Below are 22,417 nucleotides of genomic sequence, written 5' to 3'. Positions count from 1 at the left end.
TTGATTATTAATTTTTTGTACCTTCGAATGTCGAAAACTAAAAACCTAAACTATTATGAAGATAAAAATTACTCTTTTCACTTTATTACTTGTATCCATTTCAGCTTTTGCACAAGACAAATCTTTTGATTTCTTAAAAGATAAATCAGAAACGAAAATTATTTACGATAGAGTTTTTGGTATCTCAAATGCAACCAAAATAAAATTGGAAGACATTTCAACCAATTATTTTCTTCAAGTTTACAACGAAATGCAACGAGCAGATTTCAATGAAAGATTACCAAAAATAGAAATCATCAAAGAAAAAGCGAATTTAGGTTTTGCTCAAAAACAAATTCCATTATCACTATTAATCACTGATTTTGAAAGCGTTAAATTATCTGAAATAGACAGTAACTATCCGTTTGAAAAACACAGCGTCAATTTGCTAGGTGCTTTACTTCAAAAATCAAAAACAAATCAGGTTGATTTTATCCTTAAAAATGATTTAATCTTTAACACGACAAACAGAACTGTAAATTCAGTTTCAGTTAATTATAACAATTCGAAAAACTGGAAATCGGTACTAATTGATCAAACTTTCAGAATAAATTTCACTGAAAACGGAAAGCAGATTATCCGATTTAAAATTGCGCTATCGACTGGTGAAATTATAGAACAGTCCATCGTATTTAATATTGAAAATCAAAATTTAGGCGCATCTAACAAAAACGATTCTAATGTAACCAATGCAGTTACGACCATTTCATCTGCAATTCCGTATCAAGGATATGGAGAAACAGCCGCATTTTTAGGACAGGGTGAATATGATGTTTATTTGGATACCACTGATGGGATTTTAGATAAGCCAATTTTTTTATTGGACGGCTTTGATCCTGGAGACACTAGAAATACAGCTGCAATTTATTCTCTTTTAAACTATGGAACAACGGGTCAAAATCTTGGCGATATTGTTCGTGCCCAAGGTTATGATATTGTAGTTTTAAATTTTCCAACGTACACAAGACCTGGAACAACAACGGTTATTGACGGCGGCGTAGATTATATTCAACGAAATGCAATGATTCTTGTTGCTTTAATAAATCAGATTAACGCGCAAAAAGTTGGTACCGAAAAAAACGTAATTATCGGACCAAGTATGGGCGGATTGATTGCGAGATATGCGCTTCGCTACATGGAAACCAATAGTTTAAATTCCGACACGCGTTTGTATCTTTCGTTTGATTCACCGCATCTTGGCGCAAATGTTCCAATAGGTTTCCAGCATTTATTCAATTATATGGCATACGGTCCACTTGGTGATGTTACGGTTCAAGGAATTGTAGACGGATTGTTAAAAAGTCCGGCAGCAAAAGAAATGTTGATTGATCATTTTCAAGGACATTTGCAAGCTGGTAGTGCTACTGAATTTAATACGGCATCGGCGAGTTTAGTTCCAACTGGTGCTCCAAATTTTAGAACAGCATTTCAAACTGAGTTGAATACCTTAGGATTTCCAACCACCACAAGAAATATATCTATCGCGAACGGCGCTGGAAACGGAACAATGACTGGAACACCGGATATGGTTGTAATGGGGCATACTTTCAACATAACCCCAACGCAGCGAGCGATTATCGATCTTCGTTTTACTCCGTTGGCCAACGTTACAAATGATGTCAGTCGTTTTAGAGCTCAAACGAACCTTTTTATCTGGTTTACCGTTTACGAAAGTCTTGCTAAATCAAAATCTCCCACATTTACAAACGGTTTAGATTCTGCTCCAGGAGGCAGATTTGATTTAACAGCTCTAGGCAGTTCTTTTGGCAGTAACGCATTGTTAACCGAGTTTTTTACGAATCTAAATATCTTGTATTTCGATTTTATACCAACACTGAGTTCGATGGCGGTTTCGAGTTCAACCAATTTATATTCTAATGTAAATGCGGCTTCTACTACACCATTCGCGGCTTCTTATATTCCAACAACAAATGAAAATCATATTACACTCACACCAGCTAATGTAGCCTTTGCTTTGAATGAAATTTTAAATCCGGTTTTATCAACGCCAATTGCGGAAAATTTAAATAGTCTTTGGGTAAAGAATCCAGTGGGTAATTCGCTAGAAATTAATTCTTCTTATACTATTGAAAGTGCGACGATCCATCTTACAGACATTCTTGGAAAAACAATTTACCAGTTAAAAAATCAAACCATAAATGAAACACTTGAAATTCCAGTTTCATTATCTAAAGGAGTTTATCTAATTTCCATTGGAACGGAAAACGGAAGCATAACTAAAAAGATTGTTAAGAACTAAAAACAAAAAAGTCTCCAATCGGAGACTTTTTTTATGCTTTAAACTTCAGAGGAACATGCACCACTTTCTTAGTTTCGAAGAATGCATTTGAAAAGAAATCGGCGATAGAATATTCGGTTGCTCTTGGGAAATCTTTTAATTCTTCTGCTAAATCGCCGCCTTTCAAGTAAAGAATTCCGTTGTTTAGCTTATGCTTGTTTTGTTTTTTGATTTTATCTTTAATCCACGAAACAAAATCGGGCATATTGGTAACGGCGCGACTTACTATAAAATCATAGTCGCCTTTTACATGCTCTGCACGCAATTGTTCTGCTTTTACATTCTTTAATTCTAAGGCTTCGGCAACAGCTTGAACGACTTTTATTTTTTTTAAAATAATATCAATTAAATAAAAACGCGTTTCTGGAAACAAAATCGCTAACGGAATTCCAGGAAAACCGCCGCCAGTTCCAACATCCAGAATATAAGTTCCGGGTTCAAATGGCTGTATTTTGGCAATCGCTAATGAGTGCAAAATATGTTTGGTATATAATTCGTCAATATCTTTACGCGAAATAACATTTATTTTTGCGTTCCAATCGTGATATAACGCTTCTAACTTTTGAAACTGTAGTGTTTGATTTTCAGTAAGATTAGGGAATTGCTTAATAATTTCTTCCATAAATTGAATTTTGAACAAAAATAGTGCTTTTCGTTAATAATTATGATTTGTTTATATTCTTTAAAAAATATTAATAATTACATTTACACAAAATTATGAATATCAAAAATATGAATCCAACAACACCTGTCTTTTCTAAAAATGATTCACTTAAGTTTTTTAGAACTTTAAATTCTCGTGTAAATACTTATTTCAAAGAAAATAATATTGAAAAAACTGGAAATTGGAAATTACATTTAAAAACTGTGATCCTTTTTACCGTTTTTCTGACGCCCTATTTCTTAATCCTTACTTTAACCTCAATGCCTTTTTGGGTATTCTTTTTATTGTCAATTGTAATTGGAATTGGGATGGCTGGAATTGGAATGAACGTGATGCACGATGGGAATCATGGCGCTTATTCTAACAAATCTTGGATAAATAAATTTATGGGTGGCAGCATCTATATATTGGCCGGAAATGTATACAATTGGCAAGTACAACACAATGTGCTACACCACACTTATACCAACATTCATGGGCATGATGAGGATTTGGATGCCGGAAGAGTCATTCGTTTCACCAAAGAAGCCAAATGGTACAGTTTTCATAAATTTCAACATTATTATTCCTTCATCCTATATGGTTTATTGACTTTCAACTGGTCATTAACTACTGATTTCAAACAAATGAGGGGTTATTTAAAAAGAAAATTGTCATACGGAGAAGCTAAGAGTCCAAAAATATTATGGACCACCTTAATTATTACCAAAGTAATTTATTTTTCAGTTTGGATTGCTGTTCCAATGGTTTTAGGAATTGTATGGTGGCAAGTTTTAATTGGATTTTTTGTTATGCATTATACGGCGGGATTGATATTAAGTATCGTTTTTCAATTGGCACACGTAGTTGACGAAACTACAAATCCTGTTCCGAATGAAGATGGCGAAATAGAAAACACATGGGCGATACATCAATTGTATACCACTGCTAATTTTGCTCCTAAAAACAAAATTATTAATTGGTTCACTGGCGGATTAAATCACCAAGTAGAACACCATCTTTTCCCAAACATCAGTCACATTCACTACGGAAAAATTGCTGAAATCGTAAAAGAAACTGCAAAAGAATGCAACTTGCCTTATCATGAATTTAAAACAATGAGAGGCGCTGTTGTTGCCCATTTCAAACATTTAAGAGATTTAGGACAGCAACCCCAAGTAGCATAAATAATTTCAAATATCCCAACCACAAATTGGGATATTTTTTTTAATTTTACTTTTTAAATTTCTAACTAACAACGGCACAACAATGAATCCATTATCGGACAGAATCAATAATTTATCCACTTCCCAAACACTTGCAATGGCGGCATTAGCAAGAGAACTGAAAGCCCAAGGAAAAGACATTATCAGTTTAAGTTTAGGCGAACCTGATTTCAACACACCCGATTTTATCAAAGAAGCTGCCAAAAAAGCGATTGATGAAAACTATTCAACCTATTCTCCCGTTGACGGCTATATGGATTTGAAAGAAGCCATCTGCAGAAAATTCAAAAGAGATAATAATTTAGATTATAAACCAGCAAACGTAGTAGTTTCAACAGGTGCAAAACAATCCTTGTACAACATCGCTCAGGTAATGTTAAACGATGGCGACGAAGTAATTCTTCCAGCTCCATATTGGGTTTCGTATTCCGAAATCATAAAATTATCTGGTGGAATTCCGGTTGAAGTACCAACTTCTATTGAAAATGATTTCAAAATCACTCCCGAAGAATTAGAAGCAGCAATTACGCCAAAAACCAAAATGATTTGGTACAGTTCTCCGTGCAATCCCAGTGGCTCTGTATATTCTCGCGAAGAATTTACAGCCATTGCTACAATGTTAGAAAAATATCCAAACATCTACATTGCCGCCGACGAGATTTACGAACACATCAACTTCTCAGGCACTTTTTGCAGTATGGCATCTATTCCAGGAATGTTTGACCGTACTATAACCGTTAATGGCGTTGCCAAAGCATTCGCGATGACCGGCTGGAGAATTGGATACATTGGTGCGCCAGAATTCATTGCAAAAGCCTGTACGAAAATGCAAGGACAAGTAACTTCTGGAGCAAATTCTATTGCACAAAGAGCCACAATCACAGCAGTTGATGCCGATCCAAGTGTTTTAAACGAAATGGTCGCTGCCTTCAAAGGCCGTCGCGATTTAGTAGTCGGATTGATAAAAGAAATTCCGGGAATGAAAATCAATGTTCCCGAAGGCGCATTTTATGTTTTCCCAGACGTTTCATCCTTTTTTGGAAAAACATTGCGCGGAACCTTAATCAACAACGCAGATGATTTGTCCATGTACTTATTATCCGAAGCCAATGTTGCTTCTGTTACTGGCGATGCGTTTGGAAACCCAGATTGCATTCGTTTTTCATACGCAACTAGCGAAGAATTATTATCCGAAGCCTTCAAAAGAATCAAAGAAGTGCTAGCATAAACCATTATCTCCAAGTAAAATCGGGGCTTTTTTATAAATTAATTTCGGCGTTACCTTTCAGGTCGGGCTTTCGGCACTCGCTTTTTTTAGTGCATTGGCATGCACTAAAAAAGAGCTCAAACAAAGCCTCAATCCCTAACGCAATCGGCAGTACAAATTAATATTCGTCTTTCGCAATTCAAACATCGGCAGAAAAATAAATAAAAAGCAGCCTTCAATAACGAATTTTCAAGTACTATAAAATGGCAAAAATACTATTATTAGGTTCGGGCGAATTAGGAAAAGAATTTGCAATCGCCGCACAACGAATCGGACAAAACATAATTGCAGTTGACAGCTACGAAAATGCACCAGCAATGCAAGTCGCACACAGTTTTGAAGTTATCAATATGCTCGACGGTTCAGAACTTGATCGAATTGTAGCCAAACACAATCCTGACTTTATTGTTCCCGAAATTGAAGCAATACGCACTGAACGTTTCTACGATTATGAGAAACAAGGAATTACCGTAGTTCCATCCGCGAAAGCGGCAAATTTCACCATGAATCGAAAAGCAATTCGTGATTTGGCTGCAAAAGAATTAGGACTAAAAACAGCCCACTACAGGTACGCAACTTCAGCAGAAGAATTGCAAAAAGCCGTTACCGAAGTCGGAATGCCTTGCGTTGTAAAACCATTAATGTCTTCATCTGGAAAAGGACAATCAACAATAAAAATTGAATCTGACATAGAAAAAGCTTGGAACTATGCGGTTGCAGGTTCGCGCGGCGATGTGGTAGAAGTTATTGTAGAAGCATTTGTGCATTTCAATTCCGAGATTACTTTATTAACCGTTACTCAAAATGGAAATCCTACCTTGTTCTGCGCACCAATTGGACACCGCCAAGAGCGTGGCGATTATATGGAAAGCTGGCAACCTGCAAAAGTAGCTGATAAAGACTTATTTGAAGCAAAGGACATGGCTAAAAAAGTGACTGAAGCTCTCGGTGGTGCAGGACTTTTTGGAGTAGAATTTTTCCTTACTGATGAAGGTGTCTATTTTTCGGAATTATCTCCAAGACCACACGATACTGGAATGGTAACTTTGGCTGGAACGCAAAATTTTAACGAATTTGAACTGCATTTGCGTGCGATTCTAAGCTTGCCTATTTTTGAAATTACTTTAGAAAAAGCCGGAGCAAGTGCCGTAATATTAGCCTCCGAGAATTCAAACAATCCAACATTTAACGGAATTGCTGAAATTGCGGGCCTATCTAAAACAGATTTTCGTATATTTGGGAAGCCAACCTCTCGTCCGTTTCGTAGAATGGGTGTAGCTTTAACAAGCGATTCTGTAGAAACACCTATAGAAGGCGTTGTTGAAAAAGCCAAAGAGGCTGCCAAATTAGTAACCGTAAATTCATAAATAATGAAGAAGATTATATCAGTATTAGTACTTTTTGTATGCCTTTCTGTTAATGCACAAGACACCCCAAAAACTCAAACAGTTGAAGCTGCTTGTGGACAATGTCAATTTGGAATGACCGATAAAAAAGGTTGCGACTTAGCAGTTCGTATCGATGGAAAATCCTATTTCGTTGAAGGAACTGATATCAATAAACATGGTGATGCTCACGGTAAGGACGGATTTTGCTCCACTGTAAGAAAAGCAGAAGTTACTGGTCAAGTTAAAGGTGAAAAATTCATTGCTTCAAGCTTTAAGTTACTTCCAGTAGAAGCACAAGGACATACGGATCACACAGGTCATAAACATTAAAAAAGTAAGCGGACTGAGTTCCGCTTTTTTTAGGTCTAAATAATTTCAGTATTGTTTTGCAAGCAGGAACTTTTAGTTATTTCCTATACAAAATCCACAGATTATATTACCAATTCGCAAAAGAAACGCCTAGCCCAATAGTTGTCTGGCTAACGTTATAATCAATTAAGGTTTCACCATAGCCGTGAAACACTTGCGCATGTCCTCTTAAATGACCATGAATTGGAAATACATAATTCAGTTGGATGTTTCCTTTTTCAAACGTAGAAAAAGAATGTGACATAATTGCATAAACCTCATGTTTCCCAAAATTGGTTCCTATTTCTAATTCTCCATCCCCTATAAATTTTGTGATTTGAGGATTTTCATCTTCTGCATCTGGCAAACGATACCATGGTCTTAAATTGATGTTCCAATTATCATATTCGTAACCAATATTAAAAATAATGCGATTCCAACTTCGTGAAGTCGGTATGTCTTTTCCATTGGATTGATGGTTAAAGATAACACCTAAAGTTTTAACTCGCCCGTGAAATAAATTAATTTTCATGGGAAAATTCACAATGATTTCAGGTTCGTAATTTAACTCTCTAAAAGCACGAGAGAGCTTTTTATTATAAACTTGCCAATGCGCTCTTTGAGTATAGCCAATCCATAAATCAGCCTTGCCAAAAAACATACCTTGCAATACTTTACTTTTAAAACTAATCTGAAATTTAGCTTCAATGTTATCGAAAAAGTTTTTACCCTTAGTAACAAATTCACCACTTCCACTGAAGGGTTCTTCATTTCTCTTGCTTGACCAACGAGCAGCTGAGAAATAAATAGGACGATAAGACACAAAACGAAAGGTTCCTTTTCTATCAATACTATCTAATTCCCATTGTTGCGAAACACTTTTTTTAATGATAATATTATTAAATGGCGTCTGTGAAAAAGTAGTATAACTTACGAATAGTATAAACACTAATGCCTTATTAAATTTGCTCATGTAATCAAATGTGTGATGTGTTTTCAATCTACGACCATATGCTTTACTTCAGAATATTTGTTATAGAAAAGTGCACTAAATTATATAATTATAACGAACATTAGCAATTTATAAAGGATATTAAAAACCAGAGAAAAAATTATAATTACAATTGACAATTATGATTGAGTGAATTTCGTAAGCCAATATTGTAAATTTGTATCATAATAATTAGTAAATTTAAACATTATGAAAAATACGGTTTTACACAAAGCTAACACTCGTGGACATGCGGATCACGGTTGGTTAAATGCACATCATACATTCAGTTTCGCAAGCTACTATGAGCCCGAGCGAGTTCAATTTGGAGTACTTCGAGTTTTAAATGATGATATCGTTGCAGGCGGAATGGGATTTGGAACGCATCCACATGATAATATGGAAATTATCACAATTCCGTTAGAAGGCGATTTGGCTCACAAAGACAGTATGGGAAATACCGAGGTGATCAAATTTGGTGACGTTCAGGTAATGAGTGCCGGAACGGGCGTTCAACATTCTGAATTTAATCCGAATCATGATAAAAGAACCAATTTGTTACAGATTTGGATTTTCCCAAAAACAAAGAATGTGGAGCCTCGTTACCAGCAAATAACTTTGGACACCACGGACAGACACAATAAACTACAACAAATTTTATCTCCAAATGAAGATGATGCTGGAGCTTGGATTCATCAAGACGCTTGGTTTCACATGGGTAATCTAGACGAAGGTACAACATTGAATTATGACCATAAAAACAAAGGCAATGGATTATATGTTTTTGTAATTAAAGGCACCGTAAAAGTGGACGGACAAGAATTAGAAGAACGCGATGGATTAGGAATTACTGACTTTGACAAAGTAAGTTTTGAAGCAGTATCAGCTACAGAACTATTGTTGATGGAAGTTCCAATGCAACAATAAAAGTAAAATATGAGTGAAGTAAAATTAAATGTGAATGACAAAACAGGTTATTTTTACATTGAGGTAAACGGAAAAGCAGAAGCAAAAATGACTTTTGTTTTTGAAGACGGTACCAAAATGATTATTGATCATACCGAAGTACACCCAAAAAATAAAGGAAAAGCGTTTGGCAAACAGATGGTTACAAAAGCTGTGGAATATGCCCGCGAAAAAGAGCTAAAAATCATTCCACAGTGTTCATTTGTGAAAAGTGTTTTTGACAAAGTCCCTGAATTTAGAGACATTTTATAATTTACAGCTAAAGTAAGACTTACTAAAAAATAACTATGGAATATCTTCTAGAAAATAATATAGAAGGTCAAATTGGTACACAAAAATACTTATGTACCATTTTTAGGCGAAACGGAAAATTAATGATGGACGAACCTGAAAGTTTGGGAGGAAAGAACCTTGGCCCAGATCCATTTTCAACTTTTTTAGCATCTTTAGCGAGTTGTACTTTGCCGACATTGCGAATGTATATTGATAGAAAAGAATGGACTATTCCGGAAATTAAAATTTCATTAAATTTATCGCAAGTGACCGTACCAGGCTTTCAAACTAGTATTTTCAGAACAATAAGTTTTTCTAGTGAAATAAGCACTGAACAAAAAGAACGCTTGCTTAGCATAGCCGAAAAGTGTCCGATTTCGAAATTATTAAAAGGAAATATCACCATAGAAACAACGCTATAATTATGGTTTGAAAAGATAATCACCACAGTTAAAAATAACCATCAAGCGCTCTTAACTATTATTTAAACTACTAAAATGAATAAAAAAATCCTTGCCTTTGGCGCTTCAAACAGCTCAACATCTATAAACAGACAATTAGCAAAATACGCATCCAGTCTTTTTAAAAATGCGGATGTTGAATTATTAGATCTTAACGATTATGAAATGCCCATTTATTCAATGGACAGAGAAACGAATGATGGTTTTCCGCAATTAGCACATACTTTTTACAACAAAATTGGTGCTGCTGATTTTATTCTGATATCTTTTGCCGAGCACAACGGAGCTTATGCTACAGCATTCAAAAACATTTTCGATTGGATGTCTCGCATTAATGGGAAAACATTTCAAGAAAAACCAATGCTTTTATTAGCTACTTCGCCTGGAGCTAGAGGCGGAAGTTCGGTTTTAGAAATTGCATCCGATCGCTTTCCGCGCCAAGCTGGAATCGTAAAAGGAAGTTTTTCATTACCAAGTTTCAATGCTAATTTTGATACTGAAAAAGGAATCATCAGCAACCAAGAATTAGATGTGAAATTGAAGAAAATTATAAATTCGATTGAATTATAAATAAAAAAAGCGTCCCAATAAACCAGGACGCTTTTGCTTTATAAATATGTTACTTACTTTTCGTTTTTAGGTTTAAATTTTCAAAACTGGAAACATCAATTACTTCTTCTAAATCTAAATCAAAAGAAACTTTGACACTGTCTCCAACAATAGTAACGGGCAATTGGTTAGAAAGCTGTGACGAACCTACAAAAATATTTGGATAATCTTTTACAGTAAAATAGTAAAAACTGTTACCGTTTTTGACGTCATTGTGAATTCGGGTTACAATAGATTTTAGTTGTTTCTTATTGCTTTCACTGTTCGGATTGATTTTGTTTCCGGCCATATTATAAACATTTTTATAAGACATCAAGGTTTCGCGCATCGTGTTACCTACTCCAACGATCGTGTAATCGCTTATGGCAACCATTGCATACATTTTGACCAATCCACCATCATCTTTTAGCGTCATTACATAAGTCGGAATATTGTTGATATTATAAGGAATGGGCAACGAAGTCTTATATCCTTTTTCCTGAACTTTTCCTTCTGCTGAGCTCTGAGCCGCAAATTCAGTAGCACCGCTTTGTTTGTAGAACGTTGCTTCTTTAGTTCTTGTATCGACTAAAATAAATCCAACAGCCGATTCATCTTTCCCAACCGAAGTTAAACCCGTATACCAATACGATCTGTTATTGTGTCCGTAAACCAATGTCAATCCTTCTGTTATTTGTAATTTATTTGCATTAGAAAAATTCCAATAGCCGTGAACATATTCACCCCAATCGTTTAATTGCTCTTCAATGAAGCTAATGGGTTGAATTCTGTCAATCCATTGCGGAGCGTTCGCTATGGTATACGGTGTAATTGTTCCCGTTTGAGCATCAACAACTAAAACTCCTACCGCATCATTTCCGCCGAAACCAATTTTCTTTTCAAATAAAGTGACCACCCAAAATGGATTTCCAGCGTCATCAATTTCAAATGTATAATCTTCTAAACCTACCGTTGTATATCCATTTAAATAAATATGTCTTGCGAGCTCACTTTGAAAAAAGGCTTCTGGCTGGAATTTGATTTTGATTGCTTTGCCATTAACGTTTTCCACCAACTTCACATCACGTTCGTTAGTTGCCGAAACCATTACATATCCGGGAGTTCCTTCACTATTATTCCACCATTTAAAAAACCCTGAATGCAATAACGGAGCTACCCAATATAAATCATGACCAACTTTCTGAATGCAAAAATCACCCAATTCAACCTGACTTCCCAAAGCGGGCTGTGAACCGAGAATTTTTTCGCCTAATAAATGCGCTAAATCTTCATCAACAACTCGAATTTCATCAATAGAAATCGGAGCAATATGATTCGAGATTTTCTTTCCGTCCACAACATTTCCAATTAAATTTTTATACGATTCACTTCTGAACATTGGCAAACTTGTAAATAATGGAAACACCATGATATAAACTAAAATCAAACCTAGCAACATGAAAAAGATTTTCTTAGGCTTTTCCATCAAACGGACTTTTTTATCTTTTCCTACTTCAAGCTTGGTAAACAAAATAATTGCCAAAACACAAAGTGCTAAAAGAATGATTGGGAACCCCAAAAATCCGTAACCAATAACCGGAAGATTAAAATAAAATAATAAAAACGCAACTAGAACTAAAAGAATAATTTTTTTCATGGTTAGGATTTGTTTATCGGCTATTATACGGAAGAAGATAATTATAGTTACACTATTTAAATAAAATACTATTTTTGCTGTCACACAAAACTAACGTTCAGCATTATTAGATGCTGAAATAAATTCAGCATAAATGAAAGCATACGTTTTTCCAGGACAAGGAGCACAATTTACCGGAATGGGTAAAGATTTATATGAGAATTCGGCTTTAGCCAAACAACTCTTCGAAACAGCAAACGAAATTTTAGGCTTTAGAATCACAGACATCATGTTTGAAGGAACTGCCGAAGAATTGAAAGAAACCAAAGTTACGCAACCAGCCGTTTTTTTGCATTCGGTAATTTTAGCCAAAACTTTGGAAAACTTTGCACCAGATATGGTTGCCGGACATTCATTAGGCGAATTTTCAGCATTGGTGGCCAATGGTGCTTTATCTTTTGAAGACGGATTAAAATTAGTTTCACAACGTGCTTTAGCGATGCAAAAAGCTTGCGAAATTAAGCCTTCTACTATGGCTGCTGTTTTAAGTTTAGAGGATAAAGTCGTAGAAGATATCTGTGCAGCAATTGACGGAGTAGTTGTTGCAGCAAACTACAATTGCCCGGGACAATTAGTAATCTCAGGAGAATATAAAGCAGTGGAATTAGCTTGCGAAAAAATGAAAGAAGCTGGAGCAAAACGCGCTTTGATTTTACCTGTTGGCGGAGGATTTCACTCGCCTATGATGGAACCCGCAAGAGAAGAATTGGCTGCAGCCATAGAAGCAACAACATTCTCAACGCCAAGTTGTCCTGTTTATCAAAACGTAACGGCAAGCGCAGTTTCGGATCCTAATGAAATTAAGAAAAATCTAATCATCCAATTGACAGCTCCAGTAAGATGGACACAATCGGTACAACAAATGATAAAAGACGGCGCTACCAGTTTTACAGAAGTTGGCCCTGGAAAAGTTTTAGTTGGATTAGTAAATAAAATCGATAAAGAAGTAGAAACGATTTCGGCATAATTGCCAATCAAATAAATAGCAAAGCCTCATGAAATTTACTTTATGAGGTTTTTTTTATGATATCTTTGTTAGTAGAAAGTCAAATTATGAGTTTACGAACTGTAAATGTAATACGTTATATCACGCCACTTCGCGAAGGCGGTTCCTTGCCTGCTTTGGCTGAAGCCGATGATGATTTTAAATATGTTTTGAAATTTCGCGGAGCCGGTCATGGAGTAAAAGCGTTGATTGCCGAATTTTTGGGCGGACAAATCGCTAAATTTTTGGAGTTGCCTATTCCAGAATTGGTTTTTGCGAATCTCGACGAAGCTTTTGGAAGAACTGAAGCAGATGAGGAAATTCAGGATTTGCTGCAGTTTAGCCAAGGATTAAATTTGGGATTGCATTATCTTTCCGGAGCGATAACTTATGATGCTGCGAGTAATGATTGCGAACCAGAATTAGCTTCCAAAATTGTTTGGCTCGATGCCTTTATTACCAATGTTGATCGTACTTTTAAAAACACCAATCTTTTAATCTGGAGAAAAGAATTGTGGCTGATTGATCATGGCGCTGCTTTTTATTTTCACCATTCTTGGGACAATTGGGAAGCAAATGCGATTACGCCTTTTGCTCTAATTAAAGATCATGTTTTATTGCCTAAAGCTTCCAAACTTGACGAAGTTCATGCCGAATTTACAACGAAATTAAATGATACCGTTCTTAGAGAAATTGTAAACCAAATTCCAGAAGATTGGTTGCATTGGGAAGATCGTACACTTTCTCCGGATGAAATTAAAGATGTTTATTTTAAGTTTTTGTCCATCCGATTGGCGAATGCAAATCTATTTTTAAAACAAGCGCAAGATGCTCGAAAAACACTTATATGAATACGCCGTTATTCGTGTTGTGCCTAGGGTAGAACGCGAAGAATTTGTCAATATTGGATTGATGCTGTTTTGTAAAAGACAAAAATATCTAAGAATTGAATATCATGTTGTACCCGAAAAAATTAAATCGATTTGTTCTGAATTTGATATGGATCAACTAAAAGAAAATCTAGATTCATTTGTAAAAATCGGAAAAGGAACTAAAGACGGTGGACCAATAGCGGCATTTGAAACTTCAGAACGTTTCCGATGGTTAAGTGCTATCAAGAGTTCTAGTATTCAAACATCAAGACCGCATTCGGGTTTTAGTTTGGATTTGGATACCACTTTTGAAAAATTATATGCCGAATTAGTTTTATAAATAGATTGTTATGGAAAAAATTATAGCCTTATTTCAAAACCTGCAAGACATCAAAGTCATATCAAAAGAGATTGATTATGCTGATTATGTGGCTTTGGATTTATCGGTTACCAATGAAACTTTAGCCAGTAAAAAATTAACAACCGCCAAAGATTACGAACTTTTCATCCAAAATTATTTAGATCAAAACAATGCCAAAATAGCTTATGGCGGCTACAATGAAATCCGGAATTTATATCAAAGAAGCACCGTTTTTAAAAACGATACAAGCGATGAGCGCAACATTCACATTGGATTAGATTTATGGATCAATGAATCTGCACTGGTTTATGCCGCTTTAGAGGGTAAAATTCACAGTTTGCAAAACAATGACGCTTTGGGCGATTATGGGCCGACTATTATTTTAGAACATCAAATTGAAAGTATAACTTTCCACACTTTATATGGTCATTTGAGTTTGGATAGCCTAGAAGACAAAAAAGCGGGTAACTTTGTTCAGAAAGGACAACAGATTGCTACACTTGGTTTACCCCCGATAAATGGCGATTATGCGCCCCATTTACATTTCCAAATCATTATTGACATAGAAAACAAAAGCGGTGATTATCCTGGAGTTTGTAGCTCAAATACCTTGGCGTTCTACTTGCAGAATTGCCCAGATCCAAATTTATTATTAAAAATTAAAACCTAAATATTATGAAATCAATAATTTTATCATTAGCCCTAGCTGTAACATTAGTTTCCTGCCAAGAAAAAACAAAGGAAAAACTAGAAGATGCTAGAGATGCCGTAAGTGAAGAAGTTTCATCATCAATTGATTCGGCCCAAATGAAAGCGGAAGCAAGAATGGACACCTTAAAGGAAAAAGCCAATGCCAAAGTAGACAGCATGAAAATGAAAAGCGCGGAAAGAATGGAAGCAGCCGCTAAAAAATTAAAAGAATCTGTTAAGAAATAAATTCAAAAAGCCCGTTTCAAAACTAATGAAACGGGCTTTTTTAAGTTTAAAAGAAGGCTAATCTCTAATTTTCTGTTCCCATTTCCACGCAGAAGACAATGCCTCTTCTAACGAAAGTTCGGATTTCCAACCTAAAACAGTGTTGGCTTTATCGGTATTAGCATAAGCTGAAATTACGTCACCACTTCTTCTCTCAACGATTTTATATGGTAATTTTTGTCCTGAAATTTTTTCAAAAGCCGCTATGACTTCCAAAACAGAACTTCCGGTTCCTGTACCCAAATTGAAGATTTCAACTTTTTCAAGGTTTTGTTTGTTTAATAATCTTTGTAGCGCAATAACGTGTGCTTTCGCCAAATCTACCACATGGATATAATCGCGAATACAAGTTCCATCAGGTGTTGGATAATCATTTCCATAAACCGACAATTCTTTTCGCACACCAGAAGCAGTCTGCGTGATAAATGGCACTAAATTTTGTGGAACACCAATCGGTAATTCTCCAATTTCACCACTTGCATGCGCACCAATCGGATTAAAATAACGCAATAAAATCGAATTGATATTCGCAACCTTTGCTACATCAGTTATAATTTCTTCTCCGATTTGTTTTGTATTTCCATAAGGTGAATTTGCGGGCTGCACAGCGGCATTTTCTGTAATCGGCATCCTTTCGGCCTGACCGTAAACTGTACAAGAAGAACTGAAAATGAAATTAGCATCAGGTAAATTTATTAATTCCTGTAAAAGATAGACTAACGAATTAATGTTGTTTTCATAATACAATAAAGGATTTTCAACACTTTCACCCACTGCTTTTGACGCAGCAAAATGAATTACACCTGCGACATTATGATGTGCTTTAAAGAAGTTTTGAACTGCTGATTTATCCCGAAGATCAATATTTTCAAAAATTGGTTTTTTGCCTGTGATTTTTTCAATTCCGTCGAGAACTTCAATAGAAGAATTAGAAAGATTGTCTATAGCGACAACTTCAAAACCCTCATTTTGTAATTCTACAACAGTATGTGAACCAATAAAACCTAAACCGCCTGTTACTAGTATCTTCATTTAGTAAGTTTTCAATCCCAGTCGCAGTATACAGTTGCTGTGACTGTAAACTGTGGCTATAAACTATTTAAAATATTCTAAAACGCTCTCTGTAATATATTTTATTTGGTCGTCTTCCAATTCAGTGTGCATTGGCAACGAAATTACTTCTTTCACCAATTGGTTTGTTACTGGAAAATCTTCTTCTTTATATCGTGGATCCAAATAGGCTTTTTGCAAATGCAACGGAATTGGATAGTAAATAGCACATGGAATTCCTTTATCTAACAGGTGTTGCATCAACGCATCCCTATCGGAATCTATAATTCGTAACGTGTATTGATGAAAAACGTGACAGTCACAGATATCACAAATACTTGGAGCAATAATATTTTTATGCCCTTCAAAAGCTGCAGTATATTTACGAGCTGCATTTTGTCTAGCCGCATTATAACTATCTAATAAAGGTAATTTAGTATTTAAAACCGCTGCCTGAACACTATCCAAACGGGAGTTCACACCAACAACATCGTGATGGTAACGAACATACATTCCGTGATTTACAATGCCGCGAATCGTGTGCGCCAAGGCATCATCATTCGTAAAAATTGCTCCACCATCACCATAACACCCTAAGTTTTTTGAAGGGAAAAATGATGTTGACGAAACGTGTCCAATCGTTCCAGCTTTCTTTTTGGTTCCGTCAGAGAATTTACAATTAGCGCCAATGGCTTGCGCATTATCTTCAATTACAAACAAATTATGCTCTTTGGCAATAGCCATAATGGCTTCCATATTCGCTGCTCTTCCGAACAAATGCACTGGAACAATGGCTTTTGTTTTTGGGGTAATCGCTTTTCTAATAGCATCAATAGAAATGTTCATATTCACAAAATCAACATCTACTAAAACGGGTGTTAATTGTAATAATGCAATAACTTCAACAGTTGCTGCGAAGGTAAAATCGGCCGTTATAACCTCATCTCCAGGTTTTAGATCCAATGCCATCATTGCAATTTGTAAAGCATCTGTCCCGTTTGCACATGGAATTACGTGTTTTACGTCGAGATATTCTTCAAGGTTTTTTTGAAATTCGTGAACTTTTGGCCCGTTGATATAGGTTGTAGTATCCAAAACTTCCTGAATAGAAGCGTCAACTGTGGCTTTTATTTTTTCGTATTGACTTTTTAAGTCAACCATTTGTAATTTTTTCATAGTTCTGCAATTTGAGATACAAAAGTAAGAAATTCTGAAGTAGAATTTCATGTTCCACAAAAGAAACGTATTTTAGCACATCAAATTTTTTAGGATGCTATTTCTATATAATTTACTACTACTTTTTGCTGCACAAGTTGTGAAATTGCTGGCGCTATTTAGTCCCAAAATCAAGCTTTTTGTGGATGGAAGAAAAGTAGTTTTTCAGACTTTGGAAAGCAAAATAAACCCAGATGACAAAACAATTTGGTTTCACGCGGCTTCCTTAGGAGAGTTTGAACAGGGATTGCCCGTAATGGAGAAAATCAAAGTTCAGTTTCCAGAACATAAAATTGTTGTGACTTTTTTTTCGCCGTCGGGTTACGAAGTTCGAAAAAATAATACTATTGCTGATGTGACTATTTATTTGCCTTTGGACACCAAAACTAATGCTCAAAAATTCTTAAAGTTGGTTCATCCTGATTTAGTTTTCTTTATCAAATATGAATATTGGCCTAATTATTTGAATGAATTGAAGAAAACAAACATCAAAACCTATTTAATTTCTGGAATTTTTAGAGAAAACCAGGCCTTTTTCAAATGGTATGGTGGATTCTACAGAAACGCTTTAAAAACATTTGATTACTTTTTTGTGCAGAATGAAAGCTCAAAAAAACTACTTCAAAGTTTGGGTTTCAATAATGTAAAAATCTCAGGAGACACTCGATTTGACCGAGTTGTTGCTATTTTGGAAAGAGATAATTCATTAGACTTTATCGAACAATTTAAAAACAATACAACTACAATCGTGATTGGAAGTTCTTGGCCAAAAGACGAAAGTTTGCTTGTGCATTATATCAATCAAAGCAATGAAAATGCGAAATTTATCATTGCACCACACAATATTAAATCCGAACAAATTCAGGAATTAAAAAAATCGATTGCTAAAAAGACTATTTTATTTTCCGAAAAAGAAAATTGTGATTTGTCAAGTTATGATGTTTTAATCGTTGACACCATTGGCATTCTAACTAAAATCTACAGTTATGCTGACATTGCATATGTTGGTGGCGGTTTTGGAAATCCAGGTGTTCACAATATATTAGAACCAGCAACTTTTGGAATTCCGATCATTGTTGGTCCCAACTTTTCTCATTTTCCAGAAGCGGTTGCGTTAGTTCACCAGGAAGGATGTGCATCTATTTCGAATCAAAACGCACTGAATGATGCCTTTTCCAATTTGATTTCCAATGCTGATATTCGTAACGAAAAAGGCCATATCTGCGCAACATTTGTCGAAATGAATATTGGCGCGACAGCCGTTATTATGAGACATATTCTTAATGAAACTATAAAGTAATCCTCAAAAAAAAATAAAAATTCTATTATTGCATTACTAAATAAAATCAACCCTATGAAATTTATAAGATTACTCCTTTTATTTGTTTTTGTACAAGTTTCTGCTCAACAAGGCGGCATGTGGATTCCTTCTTTATTAAAAGGAATGAACGAGACTGAAATGAAAAATCTTGGTATGAAAATAACTGCCGAAGAAATTTATTCGGTTAACACATCAAGCATAAAAGATGCTGTGCCTCAATTTGATGGTGGCTGCACTGCGGAAGTAATTTCGGATAAGGGTTTGATTTTAACCAATCATCATTGCGGTTTTGATGCCATACAGAATCATTCTTCAACAGAACACGATTATCTTACTGATGGTTTTTGGGCCTATAAAATGGAAGATGAATTAACCAATAAAGGAATGGTAGTCTCATTTGTAGTTCGAATTGAAGATATTACAACGAAAGTTTTGGAAGGTGTTTCTTCACTATCTACAGAAATCGAAAAACAGAAGAAAATTCAAGACAACATTGGAATGCTAAGCAGATCATTACCAAAAGAAACTTGGCAGGAAAACAACATTAAGACTTTTTATGACGGCAATCAATACCTACTATTTGTAACCGAAACGTTTAAAGATATTCGATTGGTTGGTGCGCCACCTAGTGCAATTGGAAAATTTGGTTCTGATACTGATAATTGGGTTTGGCCTAGACATACAGGTGATTTTTCTTTATTCAGAATTTACGCCGATAAGAACAATCGTCCAGCGGAATATTCCCCAGAAAATGTCGCTTATAAACCAAAATATTTTTTCCCAATTTCTATTAAAGGTTTGAAGGAAAATGATTTTACAATGGTGATGGGCTATCCTGGAAGAACACAAGAATATTTACCTTCTTTTGCTGTGGAACAGATTGTAAACAATTTAAACCCAGCTAAAATCGAAGTTCGAGACGCCACTTTGAAAATTCAAAATGAATTTATGCGAAAAGACAATGCAATTAAGATTCAATATGCTGCAAAAAACGCATCGATTGCTAATGCTTGGAAAAAATGGATTGGGGAAGCCAAAGGATTAAAAAAATCAAATGCGGTTTCTGTTAAACAAAAATTCGAAGCCGAATTTCAAGACAAAGTTATAAAAGAAGGAAAACTAAATGAATATGGCTCACTTCTCTCCGATTTTGAAAAAAATTATAGTGCCATTAAAGAATATGCATTAGCCAGAGATTTGTTTACCGAAATAGCGTTGCGCAATACGGAATTACTTTCTGTTGGATATAAACTCTATCAGTTAGAACAAATATATACTAGCAAAGGAGAACAGTCTTTCACTGACAGGAGAAATAATTTAGTTAATGGTCTTGGTGATTTTTATAAAGAATACAATCCAATATTAGATCAAAAGGTTTTTGAACAATTGCTAACCATATATTCTAAAAAATTTCCAAAACAATTTTTACCAAATTCCATAGAATATAGCGATGCTCAAAAATTAGCCCAAGACGTCTATACCCAATCGCAGTTGGTAAGTTATGATAAAATCAAACAGTTACTAAATGGGGACAGTAAAACAGTTTTAGAAAAACTAAACAACGATAAAGGATTTCAAGTTATAAAAGCTATGGCCGATGCTCATTTCAAAAATGTCGCACCACAGTATGACGAAATTAATTTACGAAATATGGCTACTCAAAGAACCTACATGAAAGCTATATTAGAATTATTCCCAAAAGACAGAATTTTTCCAGATGCGAACAGTACACTTCGCGTAACGTACGGTAAAATTAAGGGTTATAAACCTAATGACGCTATAATTTACGAACCATTTACCTACCTTGATGGTGTTATGGAAAAATACATTCCTGGCGATTATGAATTTGATGTACCAAAAAAATTGATCGATTTATACAATAAGAAAGACTATGGTGTTTATGGTATAAATGGTAAAATGCCTTTGAATTTCATTGCTACAAACCACACCACTGGAGGAAATTCAGGAAGTCCAGCATTAGATGCTAACGGAAATCTTATTGGTTTGAATTTTGACAGAGTTTGGGAAGGAACCATGAGCGACATTTACTATTCACCAGAAATATGTAGAAATATCATGGTTGACATTCGCTATATAATGTTCATTATCGATAAATTTGCTGGTGCAGAAAATTTAGTTAAAGAATTAAAAATCATTAGTTCAAAAAAACAATAGTAAACATTTACACTATATTAATTTATGGCACGGTTATTGGTAAGTTAAATTCGAAGTAAAATATATGTTTTTTAAAAAAAGTTAAAAATTTATTTTAACGTATTAAAAAATTTATATCTTTGCGTCGAATTAATAATTAACCTTTTATAATTAAGTAAGATGAAAAAAGTATTTTTAAGTTTAGCTGTTATCGCTGCATTAACTGTAGTATCTTGTAAACAAGCTGATGCTAACGCTGAAGTTGCTGTTGATTCAACTGCTACTGAAGCTATTGACACTGCTGCTGCTGCTGTTGATACTGCTGCTATGGCTGTTGATACTGCTGCTGCAAAAGTTGAAGCTGCTGCTGATGCCGTTAAAGACGCTAAAGAAGAAGTAAAAAAATAATTAGAACCTAATTATTTTAAAAAAGCTGCGCATTGCGTGGCTTTTTTTATTTAACAGAAGTAGCTTTATAAATCTCCAAATATCACATCTTCATTTGCAAAATCTAAAATTTCTGATTTTGAAATGTATTTTATAATTTCTTCGATTCCTTTTTGCATCATTAATTCTGTAGAATATTTTCTACTTGTTGCAAATATCTTTTCTTTTAATATGACTTTAAAGAAGAACTTTCCGCGCGAAGTTTTAAACTTTAAATAGTTAAAATTTTCTGTTGATGATTTTAACAATTCTATTTCTTCTTCACATTCAAATTTCAATTCGTAACTACTGCTCACGAATATGGTCTTCCCTTTTCGGGAAACAAACTCAAATTTGTAGAAATCATTTAATTTTTTACTGATAACAAAAGTTCCCATAAGAAATTTAAAGGCATTAAATAAAAAAAGCTCCAAACTATGTTTGAAGCTTTTGTACTCAGAGCGGCTCCGAAGCTTCGGAGTTGAACCCTCACGAACTATAACTTACTAGCATATCTTTAATAATGTTTTTGTCTTCAATCAACCGTTCTATGAATTTTCTGGACTTCATTTTTTTAATAAACAACTCTAAACGATATGCTTGTGCACTTGACTCACATTCATAACTAAATCTTAACTCCCAAGGAATTCCTTTTGAAGTAAACGAGCCTTGATAAACCATAGTATTATGCTCTGAAAGCCTTCTCTGGACTTCATCGGTTATTCCAACATAATATCCGTTGAGCTTTTCTAAAAACAATATATATACAAAAAACATAACTTAATATTACAAAAAAAGCTCCAAACATTGTTTGAAGCTTTTGTACTCAGAGCGGGACTTGAACCCGCACGAACATTGCTGTTCACTGGATTT

The 22,417-nt window shown here is 34.9% G+C and carries 24 protein-coding genes; 17 read left to right on the top strand and 7 right to left on the bottom strand.

All coding sequences use genetic code 11. The features are described 5' to 3' along the window. The first annotated feature begins 55 nt into the window (after positions 1 to 55). The gene (locus tag PSU83_RS03800; protein ID WP_300586884.1) at positions 56 to 2,299 is read left to right on the top strand and encodes a T9SS type A sorting domain-containing protein; all 2,244 of its coding nucleotides are present in this window, start codon (positions 56 to 58) and stop codon (positions 2,297 to 2,299) included. 31 nt (positions 2,300 to 2,330) lie between these two features. Here the strand turns inward: PSU83_RS03800 and rsmG are convergent, their stop codons facing one another. Next, positions 2,331 to 2,960: a 16S rRNA (guanine(527)-N(7))-methyltransferase RsmG gene (rsmG, locus tag PSU83_RS03795; RefSeq protein WP_300586882.1), complete on the bottom strand. Its 630-nt coding sequence runs from the start codon at positions 2,958 to 2,960 to the stop codon at positions 2,331 to 2,333. A gap of 110 nt (positions 2,961 to 3,070) precedes the next feature. On the opposite strand from rsmG, the gene PSU83_RS03790 reads away from it, so the two are divergent. The 4 genes from PSU83_RS03790 to PSU83_RS03775 all read left to right on the top strand — a co-directional run bounded on the left by PSU83_RS03790 (position 3,071) and on the right by PSU83_RS03775 (position 7,192). Continuing rightward, on the top strand, positions 3,071 to 4,168 hold the full coding sequence (locus PSU83_RS03790; RefSeq protein WP_300586954.1) for an acyl-CoA desaturase: 1,098 nt from the start codon (positions 3,071 to 3,073) through the stop codon (positions 4,166 to 4,168). A gap of 82 nt (positions 4,169 to 4,250) precedes the next feature. Next, on the top strand, positions 4,251 to 5,435 hold the full coding sequence (locus tag PSU83_RS03785; protein ID WP_300586880.1) for a pyridoxal phosphate-dependent aminotransferase: 1,185 nt from the start codon (positions 4,251 to 4,253) through the stop codon (positions 5,433 to 5,435). Positions 5,436 to 5,677: 242 nt separating this feature from the next. Then, positions 5,678 to 6,841, top strand: a complete 1,164-nt coding sequence (gene purT / locus PSU83_RS03780) for a formate-dependent phosphoribosylglycinamide formyltransferase (protein WP_300586878.1) — start codon at positions 5,678 to 5,680, stop codon at positions 6,839 to 6,841. Between the two features lie 3 nt (positions 6,842 to 6,844). Beyond that, a complete protein-coding gene (locus PSU83_RS03775; protein WP_300586876.1) occupies positions 6,845 to 7,192 on the top strand; it encodes a DUF6370 family protein in 348 nt (115 codons plus the stop codon). 106 nt (positions 7,193 to 7,298) lie between these two features. Here the strand turns inward: PSU83_RS03775 and PSU83_RS03770 are convergent, their stop codons facing one another. Continuing rightward, entirely contained in the window at positions 7,299 to 8,183 is an 885-nt protein-coding gene (locus PSU83_RS03770; protein ID WP_300586873.1) for a phospholipase A, read from the bottom strand. Between the two features lie 228 nt (positions 8,184 to 8,411). Here PSU83_RS03770 and PSU83_RS03765 point away from each other — a divergent pair, with 228 nt between their 5' ends. From PSU83_RS03765 to PSU83_RS03750, 4 genes are all read left to right on the top strand, one after another. Then, positions 8,412 to 9,128: a pirin family protein gene (locus PSU83_RS03765; protein WP_300586871.1), complete on the top strand. Its 717-nt coding sequence runs from the start codon at positions 8,412 to 8,414 to the stop codon at positions 9,126 to 9,128. Positions 9,129 to 9,137: 9 nt separating this feature from the next. After that, positions 9,138 to 9,419 (top strand): GNAT family N-acetyltransferase, encoded by a 282-nt coding sequence (locus PSU83_RS03760; RefSeq protein ID WP_300586869.1) that lies wholly within the window; start codon positions 9,138 to 9,140, stop codon positions 9,417 to 9,419. 35 nt (positions 9,420 to 9,454) lie between these two features. Then, complete coding sequence (locus tag PSU83_RS03755; RefSeq protein WP_300586867.1) at positions 9,455 to 9,862, top strand: OsmC family protein; 408 nt, start codon at positions 9,455 to 9,457, stop codon at positions 9,860 to 9,862. Positions 9,863 to 9,937: 75 nt separating this feature from the next. Next, entirely contained in the window at positions 9,938 to 10,471 is a 534-nt protein-coding gene (locus PSU83_RS03750; protein ID WP_300586865.1) for an NAD(P)H-dependent oxidoreductase, read from the top strand. Between the two features lie 49 nt (positions 10,472 to 10,520). Here PSU83_RS03750 and PSU83_RS03745 read toward each other — a convergent pair whose 3' ends face one another. Beyond that, positions 10,521 to 12,146 (bottom strand): hypothetical protein, encoded by a 1,626-nt coding sequence (locus PSU83_RS03745; protein WP_300586863.1) that lies wholly within the window; start codon positions 12,144 to 12,146, stop codon positions 10,521 to 10,523. Between the two features lie 133 nt (positions 12,147 to 12,279). On the opposite strand from PSU83_RS03745, the gene fabD reads away from it, so the two are divergent. The 5 genes from fabD to PSU83_RS03720 all read left to right on the top strand — a co-directional run bounded on the left by fabD (position 12,280) and on the right by PSU83_RS03720 (position 15,339). Beyond that, a complete protein-coding gene (fabD, locus tag PSU83_RS03740) occupies positions 12,280 to 13,152 on the top strand; it encodes an ACP S-malonyltransferase (RefSeq protein WP_300586861.1) in 873 nt (290 codons plus the stop codon). Between the two features lie 86 nt (positions 13,153 to 13,238). After that, positions 13,239 to 14,021: a HipA family kinase gene (locus tag PSU83_RS03735; protein ID WP_300586859.1), complete on the top strand. Its 783-nt coding sequence runs from the start codon at positions 13,239 to 13,241 to the stop codon at positions 14,019 to 14,021. Further along, entirely contained in the window at positions 13,999 to 14,382 is a 384-nt protein-coding gene (locus PSU83_RS03730; protein ID WP_300586857.1) for a DUF3037 domain-containing protein, read from the top strand. Before PSU83_RS03735 ends, PSU83_RS03730 begins: the two co-directional genes overlap by 23 nt. A gap of 10 nt (positions 14,383 to 14,392) precedes the next feature. Beyond that, the gene (locus PSU83_RS03725) at positions 14,393 to 15,073 is read left to right on the top strand and encodes a peptidoglycan DD-metalloendopeptidase family protein (protein ID WP_300586855.1); all 681 of its coding nucleotides are present in this window, start codon (positions 14,393 to 14,395) and stop codon (positions 15,071 to 15,073) included. Between the two features lie 5 nt (positions 15,074 to 15,078). After that, on the top strand, positions 15,079 to 15,339 hold the full coding sequence (locus PSU83_RS03720; RefSeq protein ID WP_300586853.1) for a hypothetical protein: 261 nt from the start codon (positions 15,079 to 15,081) through the stop codon (positions 15,337 to 15,339). A 57-nt stretch (positions 15,340 to 15,396) separates the two neighbouring features. Here the strand turns inward: PSU83_RS03720 and galE are convergent, their stop codons facing one another. Beyond that, positions 15,397 to 16,410, bottom strand: a complete 1,014-nt coding sequence (gene galE / locus PSU83_RS03715) for a UDP-glucose 4-epimerase GalE (protein ID WP_300586851.1) — start codon at positions 16,408 to 16,410, stop codon at positions 15,397 to 15,399. Positions 16,411 to 16,473: 63 nt separating this feature from the next. Further along, on the bottom strand, positions 16,474 to 17,604 hold the full coding sequence (locus PSU83_RS03710; protein WP_300586849.1) for a DegT/DnrJ/EryC1/StrS family aminotransferase: 1,131 nt from the start codon (positions 17,602 to 17,604) through the stop codon (positions 16,474 to 16,476). Positions 17,605 to 17,698: 94 nt separating this feature from the next. Here PSU83_RS03710 and PSU83_RS03705 point away from each other — a divergent pair, with 94 nt between their 5' ends. From PSU83_RS03705 to PSU83_RS03695, 3 genes are all read left to right on the top strand, one after another. Continuing rightward, a complete protein-coding gene (locus PSU83_RS03705) occupies positions 17,699 to 18,943 on the top strand; it encodes a glycosyltransferase N-terminal domain-containing protein (RefSeq protein WP_300586847.1) in 1,245 nt (414 codons plus the stop codon). A 54-nt stretch (positions 18,944 to 18,997) separates the two neighbouring features. Beyond that, positions 18,998 to 21,139 carry a S46 family peptidase gene (locus PSU83_RS03700; protein WP_300586846.1) on the top strand — a complete coding sequence of 714 codons (2,142 nt, stop codon included), beginning with the start codon at positions 18,998 to 19,000 and terminating at the stop codon, positions 21,137 to 21,139. A gap of 159 nt (positions 21,140 to 21,298) precedes the next feature. After that, positions 21,299 to 21,526, top strand: coding sequence for a hypothetical protein (locus PSU83_RS03695; RefSeq protein WP_300586844.1), 228 nt, complete (start codon positions 21,299 to 21,301; stop codon positions 21,524 to 21,526). Between the two features lie 65 nt (positions 21,527 to 21,591). Here the strand turns inward: PSU83_RS03695 and PSU83_RS03690 are convergent, their stop codons facing one another. Together PSU83_RS03690 and PSU83_RS14765 are read right to left on the bottom strand one after the other, a co-directional pair. Next, a complete protein-coding gene (locus tag PSU83_RS03690) occupies positions 21,592 to 21,942 on the bottom strand; it encodes a DUF1508 domain-containing protein (protein ID WP_300586843.1) in 351 nt (116 codons plus the stop codon). 91 nt (positions 21,943 to 22,033) lie between these two features. Beyond that, on the bottom strand, positions 22,034 to 22,321 hold the full coding sequence (locus PSU83_RS14765) for a GIY-YIG nuclease family protein (protein ID WP_363319861.1): 288 nt from the start codon (positions 22,319 to 22,321) through the stop codon (positions 22,034 to 22,036). Between the last annotated feature and the right edge of the window lie 96 nt (positions 22,322 to 22,417).

Origin of the sequence: Flavobacterium sp. (assembly GCF_029945805.1) — a bacterium.
GTDB lineage: Bacteria > Bacteroidota > Bacteroidia > Flavobacteriales > Flavobacteriaceae > Flavobacterium.
The sequence above is the reverse complement of the archived record's forward strand: the minus strand, read 5'-3'. Positions and strand labels throughout refer to the sequence as shown.

Coding starts and splice junctions, on each gene's coding strand:
- PSU83_RS03800 (WP_300586884.1), top strand. CDS start 56: ATGAAGATAAAAATTACTCTTTTCACTTTATTACTTGTATCCATTTCA.
- rsmG (WP_300586882.1), bottom strand. CDS start 2,960: ATGGAAGAAATTATTAAGCAATTCCCTAATCTTACTGAAAATCAAACA.
- PSU83_RS03790 (WP_300586954.1), top strand. CDS start 3,071: ATGAATCCAACAACACCTGTCTTTTCTAAAAATGATTCACTTAAGTTT.
- PSU83_RS03785 (WP_300586880.1), top strand. CDS start 4,251: ATGAATCCATTATCGGACAGAATCAATAATTTATCCACTTCCCAAACA.
- purT (WP_300586878.1), top strand. CDS start 5,678: ATGGCAAAAATACTATTATTAGGTTCGGGCGAATTAGGAAAAGAATTT.
- PSU83_RS03775 (WP_300586876.1), top strand. CDS start 6,845: ATGAAGAAGATTATATCAGTATTAGTACTTTTTGTATGCCTTTCTGTT.
- PSU83_RS03770 (WP_300586873.1), bottom strand. CDS start 8,183: ATGAGCAAATTTAATAAGGCATTAGTGTTTATACTATTCGTAAGTTAT.
- PSU83_RS03765 (WP_300586871.1), top strand. CDS start 8,412: ATGAAAAATACGGTTTTACACAAAGCTAACACTCGTGGACATGCGGAT.
- PSU83_RS03760 (WP_300586869.1), top strand. CDS start 9,138: ATGAGTGAAGTAAAATTAAATGTGAATGACAAAACAGGTTATTTTTAC.
- PSU83_RS03755 (WP_300586867.1), top strand. CDS start 9,455: ATGGAATATCTTCTAGAAAATAATATAGAAGGTCAAATTGGTACACAA.
- PSU83_RS03750 (WP_300586865.1), top strand. CDS start 9,938: ATGAATAAAAAAATCCTTGCCTTTGGCGCTTCAAACAGCTCAACATCT.
- PSU83_RS03745 (WP_300586863.1), bottom strand. CDS start 12,146: ATGAAAAAAATTATTCTTTTAGTTCTAGTTGCGTTTTTATTATTTTAT.
- fabD (WP_300586861.1), top strand. CDS start 12,280: ATGAAAGCATACGTTTTTCCAGGACAAGGAGCACAATTTACCGGAATG.
- PSU83_RS03735 (WP_300586859.1), top strand. CDS start 13,239: ATGAGTTTACGAACTGTAAATGTAATACGTTATATCACGCCACTTCGC.
- PSU83_RS03730 (WP_300586857.1), top strand. CDS start 13,999: ATGCTCGAAAAACACTTATATGAATACGCCGTTATTCGTGTTGTGCCT.
- PSU83_RS03725 (WP_300586855.1), top strand. CDS start 14,393: ATGGAAAAAATTATAGCCTTATTTCAAAACCTGCAAGACATCAAAGTC.
- PSU83_RS03720 (WP_300586853.1), top strand. CDS start 15,079: ATGAAATCAATAATTTTATCATTAGCCCTAGCTGTAACATTAGTTTCC.
- galE (WP_300586851.1), bottom strand. CDS start 16,410: ATGAAGATACTAGTAACAGGCGGTTTAGGTTTTATTGGTTCACATACT.
- PSU83_RS03710 (WP_300586849.1), bottom strand. CDS start 17,604: ATGAAAAAATTACAAATGGTTGACTTAAAAAGTCAATACGAAAAAATA.
- PSU83_RS03705 (WP_300586847.1), top strand. CDS start 17,699: ATGCTATTTCTATATAATTTACTACTACTTTTTGCTGCACAAGTTGTG.
- PSU83_RS03700 (WP_300586846.1), top strand. CDS start 18,998: ATGAAATTTATAAGATTACTCCTTTTATTTGTTTTTGTACAAGTTTCT.
- PSU83_RS03695 (WP_300586844.1), top strand. CDS start 21,299: ATGAAAAAAGTATTTTTAAGTTTAGCTGTTATCGCTGCATTAACTGTA.
- PSU83_RS03690 (WP_300586843.1), bottom strand. CDS start 21,942: ATGGGAACTTTTGTTATCAGTAAAAAATTAAATGATTTCTACAAATTT.
- PSU83_RS14765 (WP_363319861.1), bottom strand. CDS start 22,321: ATGTTTTTTGTATATATATTGTTTTTAGAAAAGCTCAACGGATATTAT.